General features: G+C 70.1%; 16 protein-coding genes and 2 pseudogenes. 12 read left to right on the forward strand and 6 right to left on the reverse strand.

Annotated features, from left to right (window positions below; translation table 11 throughout):
- A partial coding sequence (locus ACZ43N_RS38535) for a phosphotransferase (protein ID WP_468103974.1) occupies window positions 1–642 on the reverse strand: 642 nt, incomplete at its 3' end.
- A gap of 578 nt (window positions 643–1,220) precedes the next feature.
- Between ACZ43N_RS38535 and ACZ43N_RS38540 the strand changes: the two genes are divergently transcribed.
- Window positions 1,221–1,433, forward strand: coding sequence for a hypothetical protein (locus ACZ43N_RS38540; protein ID WP_468104088.1), 213 nt, complete (start codon window positions 1,221–1,223; stop codon window positions 1,431–1,433).
- Here ACZ43N_RS38540 and ACZ43N_RS38545 read toward each other — a convergent pair.
- A pseudogene (locus tag ACZ43N_RS38545) lies at window positions 1,394–1,549 on the reverse strand (tartrate dehydrogenase); the annotation flags it as partial. The gene ACZ43N_RS38540 and the pseudogene ACZ43N_RS38545 sit on opposite strands and share 40 nt — an antisense overlap.
- A 652-nt stretch (window positions 1,550–2,201) precedes the next feature.
- On the opposite strand from ACZ43N_RS38545, the pseudogene ACZ43N_RS38550 reads away from it, so the two are divergent.
- The 11 genes and pseudogenes from ACZ43N_RS38550 to ACZ43N_RS38600 all read left to right on the forward strand — a co-directional run.
- Window positions 2,202–2,635: pseudogene (locus ACZ43N_RS38550) on the forward strand (hypothetical protein); the annotation flags it as partial.
- 49 nt (window positions 2,636–2,684) lie between these two features.
- A complete protein-coding gene (locus ACZ43N_RS38555) occupies window positions 2,685–4,133 on the forward strand; it encodes a four-carbon acid sugar kinase family protein (RefSeq protein WP_468103976.1) in 1,449 nt (482 codons plus the stop codon).
- Complete coding sequence (locus tag ACZ43N_RS38560; protein WP_468103978.1) at window positions 4,133–4,996, forward strand: class II fructose-bisphosphate aldolase; 864 nt, start codon at window positions 4,133–4,135, stop codon at window positions 4,994–4,996. Before ACZ43N_RS38555 ends, ACZ43N_RS38560 begins: the two co-directional genes overlap by 1 nt.
- Before the next feature lie 160 nt (window positions 4,997–5,156).
- Entirely contained in the window at window positions 5,157–5,906 is a 750-nt protein-coding gene (locus tag ACZ43N_RS38565) for an aspartate/glutamate racemase family protein (RefSeq protein WP_468103980.1), read from the forward strand.
- A 47-nt stretch (window positions 5,907–5,953) separates the two neighbouring features.
- A complete protein-coding gene (gene otnI, locus ACZ43N_RS38570; RefSeq protein WP_468103982.1) occupies window positions 5,954–6,772 on the forward strand; it encodes a 2-oxo-tetronate isomerase in 819 nt (272 codons plus the stop codon).
- Window positions 6,720–6,914: a hypothetical protein gene (locus ACZ43N_RS38575; RefSeq protein ID WP_468103983.1), complete on the forward strand. Its 195-nt coding sequence runs from the start codon at window positions 6,720–6,722 to the stop codon at window positions 6,912–6,914. Before otnI ends, ACZ43N_RS38575 begins: the two co-directional genes overlap by 53 nt.
- Window position 6,915: 1 nt before the next feature.
- Window positions 6,916–7,194 (forward strand): hypothetical protein, encoded by a 279-nt coding sequence (locus ACZ43N_RS38580; protein ID WP_468103984.1) that lies wholly within the window; start codon window positions 6,916–6,918, stop codon window positions 7,192–7,194.
- The gene (locus ACZ43N_RS38585; RefSeq protein WP_468103986.1) at window positions 7,187–8,617 is read left to right on the forward strand and encodes an aldehyde dehydrogenase family protein; all 1,431 of its coding nucleotides are present in this window, start codon (window positions 7,187–7,189) and stop codon (window positions 8,615–8,617) included. The genes ACZ43N_RS38580 and ACZ43N_RS38585 overlap by 8 nt, the downstream gene beginning before the upstream one ends.
- A 503-nt stretch (window positions 8,618–9,120) precedes the next feature.
- Complete coding sequence (locus ACZ43N_RS38590) at window positions 9,121–9,390, forward strand: hypothetical protein (protein ID WP_468103988.1); 270 nt, start codon at window positions 9,121–9,123, stop codon at window positions 9,388–9,390.
- Entirely contained in the window at window positions 9,387–9,770 is a 384-nt protein-coding gene (locus ACZ43N_RS38595) for a hypothetical protein (RefSeq protein ID WP_468103989.1), read from the forward strand. The genes ACZ43N_RS38590 and ACZ43N_RS38595 overlap by 4 nt, the downstream gene beginning before the upstream one ends.
- A gap of 27 nt (window positions 9,771–9,797) precedes the next feature.
- On the forward strand, window positions 9,798–10,166 hold the full coding sequence (locus tag ACZ43N_RS38600) for a hypothetical protein (RefSeq protein ID WP_468103991.1): 369 nt from the start codon (window positions 9,798–9,800) through the stop codon (window positions 10,164–10,166).
- A 562-nt stretch (window positions 10,167–10,728) separates the two neighbouring features.
- Here ACZ43N_RS38600 and ACZ43N_RS38605 read toward each other — a convergent pair.
- From ACZ43N_RS38605 to ACZ43N_RS38620, 4 genes are all read right to left on the reverse strand, one after another.
- Complete coding sequence (locus ACZ43N_RS38605; protein ID WP_468103992.1) at window positions 10,729–11,082, reverse strand: cupin domain-containing protein; 354 nt, start codon at window positions 11,080–11,082, stop codon at window positions 10,729–10,731.
- A gap of 256 nt (window positions 11,083–11,338) precedes the next feature.
- Entirely contained in the window at window positions 11,339–12,619 is a 1,281-nt protein-coding gene (locus ACZ43N_RS38610; protein WP_468103994.1) for an NAD(P)/FAD-dependent oxidoreductase, read from the reverse strand.
- 355 nt (window positions 12,620–12,974) lie between these two features.
- On the reverse strand, window positions 12,975–13,838 hold the full coding sequence (locus ACZ43N_RS38615; RefSeq protein ID WP_468103996.1) for an ABC transporter permease: 864 nt from the start codon (window positions 13,836–13,838) through the stop codon (window positions 12,975–12,977).
- Window positions 13,838–14,725, reverse strand: a complete 888-nt coding sequence (locus ACZ43N_RS38620) for an ABC transporter permease (RefSeq protein ID WP_468103998.1) — start codon at window positions 14,723–14,725, stop codon at window positions 13,838–13,840. Before ACZ43N_RS38620 ends, ACZ43N_RS38615 begins: the two co-directional genes overlap by 1 nt.
- Window positions 14,726–14,727: the final 2 nt, after the last annotated feature.

The following is a 14,727-nucleotide window of genomic DNA, read 5'->3' on the forward strand; positions in this document are numbered from 1 at the left end:
GCTGTGCGGCAGTCGGTCCCATGCCGGCAGGAGCTCGTCGTACCAGCCCATGATCGTGCGCACCGACTCCCGCCGGTCCGCCTCCCGGACGGCGTCCAGCGACGCCTCGACGATCTCAGCGGCCCGGCGCATGTCCCAGTCGTGCGGTGCCAGGCCCACCGGCGGCTCCATGCCGGAGAGTCCGAGGCTCAACCGCCCGGCGGCCTCTCCCAGCTGACGCAGCAGCGCCGCGGGATGGTCGTCGAGATCCGCCAGGACCCGGCCCTCCAGCCAGCTCATCACGCGGACCACGTGCGTTCGGCCCTCGTGGACGACGGCGGCAAGGAACTTCCCCTCGTGTGTCGGGACCAGCCGTGGCACCGGAAGGTCGGGGACGGTGGCGGCCAGATGCTGGAGGAGCGCGTTCTGCCAGAGAACGTCGGCCGAGTCCGGCTCCGCGCGGGTGACCCGTACGAAGTAGCGCGTGCCGTCGTCGCCGGTGATCCGGACGTTCTGGTCGACCTCCCCTCCCAGGGGGTGCTGGACGTATCCCTCGAGCCCGAAGGACTGCCGCAGCACCTGATCGAGGAGCGGGCCCGGCAGTTGGCCGGTGTGACCGGGGACGGTCGTTCCGTCCTGACCGGTGGTGGTCGCGAAGGTCATCGGTGCGTTCTCTCTCTCGTCGTCAGGTCGCTCATCACTCACCGTGGGCCTGTGTCAGCCGCGGCGGCCCTGCCCGCCGCCCCGGGGCGCACTCCCCCGCGTGGTACGTCCATCGATGCCCCCACTCCGACGGCCGCAGGGCCGGGCCCAGCACGGGCCGTCCATCAAAGGCGGAGCGCTCATCGAGACCGGTCGGCACCGCACACGGCGGCGGTCATGACGTCCCAGGTGGCATTGGCGGCGAGCACCCCGCGCAGCGCCTGGGCGGGCTCCAGCGGTGTCCTCTGGTTCTCGACCCTCGCCTTGAGCTCGGCGAGTCTCTGGAGGAGTCCTGGGTGGTCTCGATCCCGCTCTGCCGGGCGAACGTGTTGGCTCGGCAGCCTTGGCCATCGCCTCCTGGTGGGCTCCATGACGGAAGGCCGACACTGAACCGAGGAACGTGGTGCCCCTCAGCAGCGCCTGCTCAAGGTGACGGACTGGGCTGCTCTCGGTCGAGAACACGGTGGGAGTCGCCAACCCGGGAGGCGAGGCCGTAGGACCACCGGCGCCGCCACCGCTCAGCGGCACCTGCTGCACACATGACCACCAACGGCTCGCTCAGCCCCCAGGGCGAGGATCTCCTCGTCGTCCAACGAGGGGAGAGCCCGTACATCGACGACGCGGACGGCAGGCACCACATCGCCGGCCTGTGGGGGCCGGCCCGCGTCGGCCTGGTCGTCGATCTGATCCCGCGCCGACTGCGCGAGACCGGCCTCCTCGCCCGCTCGCATGACCAGTCGTACGACGTGTAGGACAGGCTGAAGCCGTGGCGGCGGCCGAGAACATCGAGCACCTGCTGTGCCGGGGGCAGTACCTCGGCGCCGATGCCGTCGCCCGGGATCAGGGCCATCCGGTGGTTCGTCGTCATGGCGTCGATTGCAACAGGGTGGTCCGTGGGGCGTCCAAGACGCAAAGCGGATCTGCCTTATAAGCGGGGCCTATCACCTGTCGGTGGTCGAGGTCGCGTCCGTGACGAACGCGGCGGCCGCGGACGACAGGGATACCGCGGCGGGCGACGAGGGCGATGTCCAAGGTGTTTTCCGGCTCATGTCCAGGACGCGGGCGTCCACGCGCGATAGAGCCGCCTTATAGGGCTGCCTTATAAGGCACATCGGGATTGAGTCTTGGACGCGCTGCCCCGCCCGCTGCTGCAATCGGCCGTATGACGAACCAGAACCACCGCCTCGCCCTCGTCCCCGGCGACGGCATCGCGGGGCCGAGGGCGTGACGCACACCCGGCGATTCGGCGAAGGTGCCCGTCCCCTTCCACGACGCCACCGCCTGGTTCCTGCCGTCCGGCGGCGCCTGCGACAAGGCGAAGGATAAGTCGTTCTGAGCCGATACCGACGGCGGTGACAGTGCCCAGACTTTTCGCGGCGTGATCGTGGCAAGTCCCCACCGCCCCTGCGGGTCGTGCTCGCCCGCCCCCTTGCCGCACGCCACGCACCCGCACGCTGAACACGCTCCGAGAGAAGGCCCGGCCTGCCATGACCGCCGTAGCACACCGCAGCGAGCACGACCTGCAGCTGATTCACGAGATCAACCTCGGTGCCACCGCGATCGGCACCGGTCTCAACGCCCCCGCCGGCTACGCCGAGTCGGTGCGGCGCCACTTGTCGCAGATCACCGGGCTTTCGCTGTCATCTGGCACTCCCTCTCGAAGAGCGTCACGCATCTTCAGCGCGCGTGCCTGGCCCTGGCCGAGCGGTGCGTCGCGGGGATCACGGCCAACACCCAGGCGATGCCAGCGGCGGTGGAGAACTCGATCGGCCTGGTCACCGCCCTCAACCCGTACATCGGCTACGAGGCGGCCACCGGCATCGCCAAGGAGGCTCTCGCCACCGGACGCGGGGTCGCCGAACTCATCCTGGACAAGGGCCTGTTGCCCGCCGGGGACCTCGCCGGGCTGCTCCGTCCCGAGGCCGTCGCGGGACCCGGTCAAGCCCTGGTGTGACTGACGTTCCCCCCTCCCCCAACTACCCGTAATGGAGCAGGAATTCGCCATGCCCCCACCCCTCCATGCCCAGACGCGGCCCGTTCCCGAAGCAGCGGTGCTTCAAGGGCTGCCCCCGGTCCGTGAGGTGAGCGCCGCGGAAGTGGCCGCCCGGGTATCCGGCGGTCCCCGTCTCGTCGTCCTCGACGACGATCCCACCGGCACTCAGACGGTCGCCGACGTGCCCGTCCTGACGTCCTGGACGGTTGAGGACCTGCGCTGGGCGCTGCGCCAGGACAGTGGCGTCTTCTTCGTCCTCACCAACACCCGCAGCCTGCCTGCTGATGACGCCGCCGCGCGCAACCGCGAGGTGGTCCGCGCCCTGCACGCGGCCGCCGCGGCCGAGGGCACCGGTTATGTCCTGGCCAGCCGTGGCGACTCGACGCTGCGCGGCCACTTCCCGCTGGAGACCGACGTCCTCGCCGAGGAGCTCACCGAGCTGGACGGCAAAGCTCTGGACGGAGTGGTGCTGGTCCCCGCCTACATCGAGGCGGGCCGGCTTACGGTCGGCTCCCGCCACTGGATGCGGACGGCCGACGGGCTGGTCCCGGTCGGGATGAGCGAGTTCGCCCGTGACGCCACCTTCGGCTACCGCAGTTCGTCGCTGCCCGAGTGGGTCGAGGAGAAGACGGGCGGGCGCGTCCCCGCGGCCGAGGTCCTGTGCGTCACCCTCGACGACCTGCGCGCCGGCGGCCCCGGGCACACGGCGCGGCTGCTGTCCTCGCTGCGCGGCGGACGGGTGGCCGTGGTCGACGCGGTGTGCGACGACGACCTGCGCGTGCTCGCCCTGGCCCTCGCGGAGGCGGAGGAGAACGGCACGCGGCTGCTGTACCGGGTGGGGCCGTCCTTCGTCAGGGCCCGCGCCGGACAGGCCGGGCGGGCACCGCTCACCCCGGCCGAACTGCGCCCGCTGCGCGGCGACGCACCGCACGGTCTCATCGTCGTGGGGTCACATGTCGCGCTGACGTCACGGCAGTTGGACCGGCTGCGGGAGCGAGGCGGGATCGCCGAGTACGAGCTGGACGTGGCCCTGCTGCTCGACGAGGAGCGGCGTGACGCCCACATCGCCGAGGTCGCGGCCGCGGCCGTCGGCGCGCTGGACTCGGCCGACGCGGTGATCCGCACCTCTCGCGTGCTGGTGACGGGTGCCGACGCGGATGACAGTCTGGCGATCTCCCGCAAGGTCTCCGCCGCGCTCGTCGAGGCCGTGCGCCAGGTCAACGCCACGCGGCGGCCCGCTTTCGTCGTCGCCAAGGGTGGTATCACCTCCAGCGACACCGCCACCCACGGCCTTCGGATCCGCCGTGCCTGGGCCCGGGGCACCCTGCTGCCGGGCATCGTTTCGCTCTGGGAGCCCGTGGACGGCCCCGCCGCCGGCATCCCCTACATCGTCTTCGCCGGGAACGTCGGGGGCGCGGACGCCCTCGCCGACGCCCTCGACCTGCTCAGGAGCGCCTGATGCTGCTGCACGGAACCGATGCCCTGAAGGAGGCCGCAACCGCCGGTCACGCCCTTCCGGGGTTCGTCGCCTACAACCTGGAGACCGTCCAGGGCATCACGGCCGCCGCCGAGGCCGCCGGGCAGCCGGTCGTCATCCAGGCGGGCTCCAGTCCCTTCAAGCACGCCGGCCGCGAGGCCCTGATGCGGCTGGCGCTGGACGCCGCCGCGCGCTCCACGGCCCCTCTCGGAGTGCACCTCGACCACAGCCGGGACCTGGACGAGATCACCGCCTGCCTCGAGGCGGGCTACACCTCCGTCATGATCGACGGCTCCCACCTGCCGTTCGCCGAGAACATGGCGCTGACGAAGGAGGCGGTCCGCCGGGCCCGCGACCACGGCGCCTGGGTGGAGGCCGAACTCGGTGCCCTCCCCGGCGACGAGGACGTATCCACCGACGCCGTCGCGCACACCGCGGCGATGACCGACCCGCGGCAGGCGGCCGAATTCGTGGCCGCGACGGGCGTGGACGCACTCGCCGTCGCCGTCGGCAACGTCCACGGCTTCACCGAGCACCCGGTGCGCCTGGACCTGGAGCGGCTGGCCGCGATCCACGAGGCCGTAACCGTCCCGCTCGTCCTGCACGGCGCCAGCGGTCTGCCCGTCGAGGAGCTGCACGGCGCCCTGGCCCGAGGCGTCGCCAAGGTCAACGTCAACGCCGAACTGCGCCGCGCCTATCTGGAGGCCACCCGCGTGACCCTCCCGTCCGCGTTGCCCGGTGCCGACGTCGTCTCCCTGTGGGCGGCGGGCCGCGACGCGGTCCGCCGCGCCGCCCTGGAGGTCATCGGCCGCCTGAGCCCCCGCGCCGAGGGAACGCACGCGTGACCTGATTAAGCCCCGCTGCCCTCGCCGCACCACACCGCCAGACACAAGACCGTCGTGCGCCCCCGGCCGTGCGCGCTGCGCGCGGTTCGCACCGCTCTGTCCCGCGCTCTCGTGCCCTCCTGGGCACGCGGGCCGATACCCGCACCCTGTTGGAGACATCATGTCCACCATTGCCTCGATCGCCGTGTTGCACACCAGTTTGCTGTTCGTCGACGCCGATTCGGTCATCAACGAGTACCTCTCGGAACTCGCGCCGGACGCCAAGGTCCTGCACTTCGTCGACAGCGACGTGCTCGCTGCCGTGATGCGCGACGGTGAGGTCTCGCCTGCCAGCACGCAGCGCATGGTGCACTTGGCTCAGGCCGCACAGGCCGCGGGCGCCGACGTCATCTTCTCCGCCTGCTCCTCGGTCGGTCCGGCCATCGACGTGGCCCGACGCCTGGTCTCCATCCCGATCATCAAGATCGACGACGCGATGGCCGCGTCCGCGGTCGAGACCGCGGGCGCCATCGGCGTCCTTGCCACGGTCCCCACGACGCTGCCGCCGACCCGTGCCCTCGTCGAGGAGAAGGCCCGGGCGGCCGGCCGCGACATCACCGTCCAGGAGCTGCTCTGCGAGGGCGCCTTCTCGGTGCTGATGTCCGGTGACCGCGACCGCCACGACGCGATGGTGCTGGACGGGGCACGGGCGCTGGCCAAGGAGGTCGACGTGATCGTGCTGGCCCAGGCGTCCATGGCACCGCTGGCTCCCGCCATCGCCGAAGCGGTCGGCAAGCCCGTGCTCTCCAGCCCGCGCAGCGGAACGGAGAACGCGGTGCGTGTGCTGCACGAGCAGACGGCTGAACCTGCCCATGCCACGGAGAGGGCCTCGGAGACCACGCAATGGCAGGGAGGCTGCGGAGCGAGGTGATCGAACCACTGACCGTGGCCGTCCCCGGCCGGAACACAGGAGCCAGCATGCCGAAGTTCGCAGCGAACCTGTCCATGATGTACAACGAGCACGATTTCCTCGACCGCTTCGCCGCGGCCTCGGCTGATAACTTCCAGGGGGTCGAGTACCTCTTCCCCTATGCGTACGACGCCGCCGAGCTGCGCCGCCGGCTCGACGACCACGGCCTGATGCAGGTGCTCTTCAACGCACCTGCAGGGGCGTGGGAATCCGGAGAGCGCGGGATGGCGGCACTGCCCGGACGTGAGGCGCAGGTGCGTTCCGGAGTGGACCGGGCGCTGGAGTACGCGGGGGTGCTGGGCTGCCCTCGGGTGCACCTGATGGCCGGGCTTCTCCGACCGGACGCGACACCGGCCGAGCGGGCCAAGCACCGCGACACCTACCTGACCAACCTGGCCTGGGCCGCGGAACGGGCCGCCGCGGCGGGCGTCGACATCCTGATCGAGCCGATCAACGGCCGAGACATGCCGGGGTACTTCCTGAGCACCCAGGCCGAGGCCCACGCCGTGGTGCAGGAGGTAGGAGCCTCCCATCTCAAGGTGCAACTCGACCTCTACCACTGCCAGATCGTCGAGGGCGACCTCACCACGACACTGCGCCGCGACCTGCCGACCGGCCGGGTCGGTCATCTGCAGATCGCGGGCGTGCCCGACCGGGGCGAGCCCGACCAGGGTGAGTTCAACGTCCGCCACCTGCTCGACGTGGTCGACGAGCTGGGCTTCGACGGGTGGACCGGCTGCGAGTACCGCCCCCGCGCCGGCACGAGCGACGGTCTTGGCTGGCTCCACGACTACCGCAGCCACCGAGCAGAAAGCGCACGAGGATGAGCGGTACGGCCTCGACCCCGACCTGGTCACCTTCCCCAAGGGCATCACCTCCGGCTACGCCCCGCTGGGCGGCGTCCTGGTCTCGCAGCGCATCTGGCAGCCGTTCTACCGCGACTGCGAGCAGAGGAAAGCAAGTGATTGACATGACCTCCACCGCACAACTCCTCACCGCCGACCCGGCCGCCAGGGTCGCCGCCCATGAGGCCGTGGCCCGCATCGGCGGCGGGCGAGCGGGCGCCCGAGGCACCATCGACGTCCACGTCCCGAGCCTCCTCGGCACCGTCGCGGTGTCCGGGCCCGGCGCCGGCCGCATCGAGACCGCCTACGCCCTGCTGTCGGACCTCACCGCCATCCACCAGCGCCACGCCGACGACTACGCCGCGCCCACGTGCCCCGTACTGAAGGAGACTCACCGTGTCTGACACCGTCGTACCCCCCGGCATCGAACTGGGCGCCGACACGGCGCCCGTGCACAACCCCTACACCGGCGAGGTCATCGCCTCGGTCCCCACCGCCGACGCAGGCGCCATCGGCAGCATCCTGCAGCAGGCCAGGTGCGGGCGCCGCACCGCGGCCGCCCTGTCCCGCGCTTCCAGAGCCGCGGTCCTGGAACGCGCCGCCCGCCTGATCGAGCTGCGCTCCGAGTCCTTCGCCCAGCTGATCGTCAGCGAGGCGGGCAAGACCATCGTCCAGGCCCGCAAGGAAGTCGCCCGCGCGGTCAACACCCTGTCCCTGTCCGCGGCAGAGGCACGACGCAACGCCGGCGAGGTCATCCCCTTCGACTCGTATGAGGGGTCGGAGAAACGGCAGGGCTGGTTCACCCGCGAACCACTGGGCATCATCGCCGCCATCACCCCGTTCAACGACCCCCTCAACCTGGTCGCCCACAAACTCGGCCCGGCCATCGCCGGCGGCAACGCGGTCATCCTCAAACCGTCCGCGCTGACGCCGCTGTCCGCGCTGCGCCTGGTCGACACGCTCATCGAGGCCGGTCTGCCCGAGGAGATCGTCACCGTCGTCAACGGCGATGCCGGCATCGCCGCCGCGATCGTGGCCGCTCCCGACGTGCGCATGGTGTCCTTCACCGGAGGCTTCGCCACCGGCGAGGCCATCTCCCGCACCGCCGGCCTGAAGAAGCTCGCCATGGACCTCGGCGGCAACGCCCCGGTCATCGTCATGGACGACGCCGACCTCGACGAGGCCGTCGCCTCCTGTGTCTCCGGCGCTTTCTGGGCCGCGGGCCAGAACTGCATCGGCACCCAGCGGATCCTGATCGCGGCCGAGGTCTACGAACGCTTCCGTGACGCGTTCGTCGCCCGCACCAGGCTGCTGCGCGTCGGCGACCCGCTCGACGAGCGCACCGACGTCGGCCCCATGATCACGCAGGAGGCCGCGGCCGCCACCCGGGCCAAGGTCGACACGGCGGTGGCCGAAGGCGCCGTGCTGCTGTGCGGCAACAACGCCACCGGCGCCCTGTACACGCCGGCCGTCCTCGAAGGCGTCCCGGCGACCTGCTCGATCTGGCAGGAGGAGGTGTTCGCCCCGGTCGTCGTGCTGCAGCCGTTCACGTCCTTCGAGGACGCCATCGAGCAGGCCAACGCCATCGACTACAGCCTCCACGCCGGCATCTTCACCTCCCGCCTGGACCGCGCCCTGACCGCGGCCCAGCAGCTGGAAGCCGGCGGAGTCATGATCAACGACTCGTCCGACTACCGCTTCGACGCCATGCCGTTCGGCGGGTTCAAGTACGGCAGCATGGGCCGCGAAGGCGTGCGCTTCGCCTTCGAGGAGATGACCCAGCCCAAGGTCGTCTGCATCAACCACATCAGTGACGTGGTGCATTGATCCCCTTGCGCGCCGAGCTCGACTCTCTGGGCAGTGGCGCGACCGGAAAATTGTCAGATCTGTGGATGGGGCGCGCCTGACTGTCTGTAGCACCGGCTCATGAAGCCAGCTGAACGATCGCCTGACGCCCTGACAGCAGAAGGGTGCCTCCCGCCTGCGATGATCTGGACTGTCCAGATCAAGAAGACCGCGAGGAAGAGGCACCCAACGGGTGAGGAGTACCGGCTGGGATCATCGGCTTGCCCTGGGGGCCGACGGCAAGAAGCTGATCGGGCACGCGGGCGGTGCTGCTGCGGAAGGTTGCCACCCGCGTCGGCCTGGCCACTGCGCTGAACGCGGCGTTGCCGAGGGGCACCGCGCCCGACCGGCGGAACCGGGGCACGGCGCTGGTCCAGCTCGCCTGCGCAATCGTGCCCGGTGCGACGAACACTTCGCAGCCGAGCAACTCCAGTACCACTGGCGGGCGGTGTTCGGCCGAACGGTCTCGGACAGCACTTCGCGCCGTGCTCTCGCGGCGATCGACGCCCCCGTCGCGGGCCCGGATCGAGCGCGCCCACGCCGCGATACGCCGCGTGGTGTGGACGCTGCTCGCCCTGCGACCCGGCGGCTTCCCCCGGATCTCGGTGTGCGGCCGTGAGCCGGCCAACTGGTACGTCCTCGACCTGGACACGACCATCGTCACCTGCACCGGCCACAAGGAAGACGCGGCGGGCACCTTCAAGGGGCAGCTTCGGTCACATGCCGCTGAGTGCGTGGGTGGCCAACACCCGTGAGTGCGTCGCCATGCTGCTGCGGCCCGGCCCGGCCCGCCCCGCCCCGCCCCGCCCCGCCCCGCCCCGCCCAACGACGTTACCGACCACAAGACGGGTCCTGGCCTCGCAGTTCGGCAGCTCCGCTGCCGCTGTGGTCGAAGCTGCTGGTACAGGTCGACGGCGCGGCCTCCAGCCACGCCCTGCTCGATCATCTCCACCAGCTGTCCACGAGCCGGCGCCGGGTGCGCTGGGTGACCGGCTGGGCCGTCAACGCCACGGACGAGCAGGCCATCGCGCTGCTGCCGGAGAAGGTGTGGACGGCCGCGCTGCGGCAGGACGGCAAGGTCCACGAGCTCAAGCGACCTGCGGCGACATGGTTTCCTGCCATGTCGCCGAGTTGACCAGACCTGACCGGCTGGCCGACCGGGATGCGGCTGATCGTGCGCCGGCTCAAGCCCTCACGGCGGGATACGAAGAAGCTGACCGGCTTCGAGAGACACACCGGTCGGCGCTACCAGATCCTCGCCACGAACATCCCCGCTCACCACGGGCTTTCCGGAGTTCCCGGCTCCAGGCAGGTGTGGTTCGTAGACGCCCGCTACCTTGATCACGCCGAGGTCGAGGACACTGTGAAGGCGATAAAACGGGTCAGCCTTGGGCTGCTGCCCTCGAGGTCCTGGCAGATGAACGCCGCCTGGGTGCTGGCCGCCACGATCGCCGCCGATCTCGACGCCTGCACCCTCTCCTGCACGACGAGCCCGAACTCGTCGCCGCCGAGCCGGCAAACGATCCGCTGAAGCGACCACCTGCCCGCCCGCCTCACCGCCCGCGCCCGCGCCCGGAGAACGACACCGGAACGGATATGGCCGAACGCTTCTCGACCTGATCGGATGCAGTTCTCCACGCTTGGCAGTCGCGGATGGATCCCGCGCGGTGAGATCACCAGGATTGAAGCTGCCGGTGGCTTTCTGCTTGTGGTGCGCACCGTTGCGCTTACGGTGCTTCGCACGCTCGGCCGGACCATGCCGTCGAGCCGGCCGCCACGGTCCGCTGCCGTCTGCGCGGGGCGCTGGAGAACTGGCGGTGTGCTTGGCCACCCACCGCCTGCGGGCCGCGGGCGCACGGAGGGCCTCTTCGATCTGGGCCTCCGTGTGCCCGTCTGCTTTCCACGCGGCGACGTCGAGCAGTACGGATGGGACCGGGCGGCAGCCGCCGGTCCCATCGGCGCATACCCCGTCTCTGAGCCGCATTTCTGCCTCAGCGCGGTCCTCGGGGCATCGAGGACATGTGTCTACTGGGCAGGTTGCCGTCGCGAGAGGTCCCGACGCCGATCGTGCCCTGCGGGGTGAGGCGTCGGCGTTACGACACGGTCAGGTAGATCTTGCGCACGGTTTCGATGGTCTTCCAGACACCGACGTAGCCCGGCTTCATGACGAAGCTGTCGCCTGCCTGGTAGATCACCGGCTCGCCGCCTTCCGGCGTGAGTTCGATGACGCCGGAGAGGATGTGGCAGAACTCGAAGGTCTCGCCCTTGATCGAGCGCGTCTCGCCGGGCGTGGCTTCCCAGACGCCCGTGTTGATCTTTCCGTCACGGGCGGTGTCCTGGGCCCAGGTCTTGTACGTCGGGTCGCCGGAGATCAGGCGTTCCGGCAGCGGGCCGGACTCGCTGGGTGCGAAGGAGGGGTCGGTGTCGATGGTCTTCAGGAGCGACATGCTTTTTTCCTCTATTGGTTTCGGGGTCGATGTGAATCGAGAACGGACATACCCGGCGTCACCGGGTCGAGTTCAACCAGGTTCGTCGTGCATCCGGGGACCAGGGCCTGACGGCTGCGCTCCACGGTCACGGCGCGCAGCAGGTCGGTGAGTCTCTCGGCGGGCAACAGGCCCTTGTGCTGAGCGGTTGGGCCACGCGCGGTCGGTGCGAGGACCTTCTTGGCTTCCGGTGCTGCCCAGGCAGGCTGTCGACCGGTCAGCGGATGCGGTCCAGCGTCTTGTAGTAGGCGCCGGCGAAGGGCAGGAACCAGGCGGTGCCGTTGTAGAGGGGGATGCGGGGCGGGGCGATGTCGCGGACGGGGCTGACCTCGGGGTGGCCGTCCATCACCTCGGCCATGACGTGCCCCATGTGGGTGGCCATCTGCACACCGTGGCCGGAGTAGCCCATGGAGTAGTAGACGCCGTCCTCGGTCTGACCGGCGTGCACGATGCGGTCCATGGCAAAGCCGACGGAGCCGCCCCACAGGTATTCGATCTTGGTGCGGGAGAGCTGGGGGAAGGTCGCGCACATATCACGGAACAGGACCTGTCCGCTCTTCTTGTCCGAAGTGGGGTCGGACGGTGCGAAGCGGGCGCGGCCGCCGAACAGCAGCCGGTTGTCCGGGGTGAGCCGGAAGTAGTGGCAGACCTTGTTGGAGTCGACGAGGAGGCGGGCCTTGGGGATGATGTCCCGGGCGAGCTCCTCGCCCAGCGGCTCGGTGACGATGATGAAGCTGCCCACGCAGACCTGCTGGCGGCGCAGCCAGGGGAAGTTGTTGTCGGTGTAGGCGTCGGTGGCCATCATGACCTGCCCGGCACGGATCACACCGCGCTCGGTGCTGACCTCGTACCGGCCGGTGGCGGTACGCCGCACGCCGATGGCCGCGTTGCGCTCGTGGATCTCGACACCGGTGCGCTCGCACGCCTCGGCCATCCCGCGCACGAAGCGGCCGACGTGCAGGGCGGCGCTGAACGGGTCGAGCAGGCCGCCGTGGTAGGCGTCGGATCCGATCTCGGAACGCAGCTCGGACTTGCCGATCAGCGTGGTCTCGTGTCCGAAGTGCTTGGCCAGGGCGCGCTGCTGGGCCGTCTGGCTCTCGAAGTGAGCGGGGCGGGAGGCGAGGGCCAGGCGTCCGACACGGCGGAACTGGCAGTCGATGGACTCCTCGTTCACGAGCCGCTCGACGGTGTCCACGGCCTCGCCGTAGGAGTTGTAGATCTCGCGGGCCCGTTCGGGTCCGTACCGGCGGATGGCCTGGCGTACGCCGATGGTGAAGCCCAGATTGGCCATGCCTCCGTTGCGGGCGGAGGCACCGGAGCCGATCTGGCCCTTCTCGACGAGGGTGACACGGGCGCCCTTGCGGGCGGAGTGCAGGGCGGTGGACAGGCCAGTCAGGCCGGCGCCGACGACCACCAGGTCGGTGTCCTCGGTCAGCGGCTTGCCGGACCGGTCGGGAAACGCCCCTGCGGTTTCTATCCAGTAGGGAATCGTCTTCATGTCGGGTCCTTAGCGGGGAGTTTCGAAGGGGGCGGGGCGCGGCCGGGCACCACCAGGAGCCCGGCGACGGGGCTGCGGTCGCTGATCAGCGAGGGCTGGATCCGATCAGCGGCACAAAGCGGTTGCGGACGCGGACGAGGAGGCCGGTCTCGCGCAGTCGGCGCGGGATCAGGTCGACGGCCAGGCCGACGCGGGCCGGCCCCCACAGGCCGTCGATGAAGCGCCTGCCGTCCGCGTCGTCGATGTACGGGCTCTCCCCTCGCTGGACGACGAGGAGATCCTCGCCCTGGGGCTGAGCGAGCCGTTGGCGGTCATGTGTGCAGCAGGTGCCGCTGAGCGGTGGCGTCGCCGGTGGTCATACGGCCTCGCCTCCCGGGTTGGCGACTCCCACCGTGTTCTCGACCGAGATCAGGGAGTCCTGCCGTCCGGAGCCGAGCCAGCGCACCAGGGCCACCAGGCCCAGGGCGAGGATGGCGAAGGCGGTGAGGATCGCGCTGACCGCGGTCACGCTGGGGTCGATCTCGAAGGTGAGGGAGTTGTAGACCCGCACGGGCAGGGTGACGGTGTCGACGGAGGAGAGGAACTGGGAGATGTAGAACTCGTCGAAGCTGGTGATGAAGGAGAAGATCGCGGCTGCGATCATGCCCGGCGCGGCCAGCGGGAAGGTGATGCGCCGGGCGATCGTCAGCCGGCCCGCGCCCATGCTGGCCGCGGCGTCCTCCAGGCGTTCGTCGATGCCGCGCAGTGTCGCGATCAGGATGAGGACCGCGATCGGCGAGGCCAGCACGGTGTGACCCAGCGCGATGGCGATCGGGCTGCCCAGCATCGCGGCCGGCTCGAAGAACAGGAACAAACCGAGCGCGGTGACGATCTGCGGGATGACCAGCGGTCCGAGGACCAGGGCGAACACCGCCGAACGCAGCGGGAGTTCGCTGCGGACCAGCGCGGTCGCCGCGGTCACCCCGATGACCAGCGAGAACACGGTGCTCAGGGCGGCGATCAGGGCGGACAGGGACAGTGCGGCGGGCCATTTGCTGCCGTCGGCGAACAGGGCCTTGTACCAGTTCAGCGTCCATGCCTCGGGCGGGAAGGCGGCGAAGGCGTTGTCGCTGAAGGAGGTGACGAGGATGACGACGATCGGCAGCGCCAGGAACAGCAGGATCACGGTGGCCACGGCGGTCAGGGCGATCCGCCCGACCAGGCTGCTGCGCAGCTCCATCAGGACCCACTCCTCTTCTTACGGCTGGCGCCCAGGGAGCTGACGGCCTTGACCAGCAGCAGTCCGGCCAGGGTGAGGACCAGCAGGATCACGCCTTGCGCGGCGGCCCCGTTCCACTGGTTCTCCTTGGTGACCTGCTGGTTGATGAGGGTGGCGATCATCGTCTGGTTGGGTCCGCCCATCAGGGCCGGGGTGATGTAGTAGCCCAGCGACAGGATGAAGCTGAGCAGTCCGGCACTGGCCAGGCCCGGGGCGACCAGCGGCAGATACACCCGGCGGAAGATGGTCACGCGTCCCGCGCCCATGCTGGACGCGGCCGCCAGCAGCCGGCGGTCCACCCCGCGCATCACCCCGTACAGCAGCAGCACGGTGTAGGGCAGCATCATGGAGGTGGTGCCGATGACCACGCCCAACTCGTTGTAGAGCAGCTGGAACGGGGCGCCCGGTGCCCACGCGAGGGTCTCGTTCACCAGGCCCTTGTCGCCGAGCATGATGATCCAGCCGTAGGTGCGCACCAGGGCACTGATGAAGTGCGGCACGACGACGACCAGCATGGCAAGGCCCGCCAGGATGGGCTTGAGCCGGGTGATGGCATTGGCCAGGACAAAGCCGAAGACCAGGCTCAGCACGGCTGTTTCGGCGGAGATCCGCAGCGTGGTGATCAGCACGGAGAGGTTGACGCCGGTCAGCGCGTCGGCGTACCAGTGCAGGGTGAACGATCCGTCGGCGTCCTTCAGGCTGAGCAGCAGGGTGCTGAAGATCGGGTAGATGAACAGCACCAGCAGGTAGACGACGACCGGCAGGGCGTAGAGGATGCCGACCCTTGTGCGGCGCGAGGCGAGGAGCTTGCGCGGACGGGCGGGTGCGGTGGCGGTGAGGGTGGCCATGG

The organism is Streptomyces sp. NPDC030814, assembly GCF_055572155.1.

What these genes read in the sequence shown, in the direction of transcription:
- ACZ43N_RS38605 (WP_468103992.1), bottom strand. Translation starts at nt 11,082, where the DNA reads ATGTCGCTCCTGAAGACCATCGACACCGACCCCTCCTTCGCACCCAGC.
- ACZ43N_RS38555 (WP_468103976.1), top strand. Translation starts at nt 2,685, where the DNA reads ATGCCCCCACCCCTCCATGCCCAGACGCGGCCCGTTCCCGAAGCAGCG.
- ACZ43N_RS38620 (WP_468103998.1), bottom strand. Translation starts at nt 14,725, where the DNA reads ATGGCCACCCTCACCGCCACCGCACCCGCCCGTCCGCGCAAGCTCCTC.
- ACZ43N_RS38610 (WP_468103994.1), bottom strand. Translation starts at nt 12,619, where the DNA reads ATGAAGACGATTCCCTACTGGATAGAAACCGCAGGGGCGTTTCCCGAC.
- otnI (WP_468103982.1), top strand. Translation starts at nt 5,954, where the DNA reads ATGCCGAAGTTCGCAGCGAACCTGTCCATGATGTACAACGAGCACGAT.
- ACZ43N_RS38580 (WP_468103984.1), top strand. Translation starts at nt 6,916, where the DNA reads ATGACCTCCACCGCACAACTCCTCACCGCCGACCCGGCCGCCAGGGTC.
- ACZ43N_RS38540 (WP_468104088.1), top strand. Translation starts at nt 1,221, where the DNA reads ATGACCACCAACGGCTCGCTCAGCCCCCAGGGCGAGGATCTCCTCGTC.
- ACZ43N_RS38600 (WP_468103991.1), top strand. Translation starts at nt 9,798, where the DNA reads ATGCGGCTGATCGTGCGCCGGCTCAAGCCCTCACGGCGGGATACGAAG.
- ACZ43N_RS38565 (WP_468103980.1), top strand. Translation starts at nt 5,157, where the DNA reads ATGTCCACCATTGCCTCGATCGCCGTGTTGCACACCAGTTTGCTGTTC.
- ACZ43N_RS38615 (WP_468103996.1), bottom strand. Translation starts at nt 13,838, where the DNA reads ATGGAGCTGCGCAGCAGCCTGGTCGGGCGGATCGCCCTGACCGCCGTG.
- ACZ43N_RS38560 (WP_468103978.1), top strand. Translation starts at nt 4,133, where the DNA reads ATGCTGCTGCACGGAACCGATGCCCTGAAGGAGGCCGCAACCGCCGGT.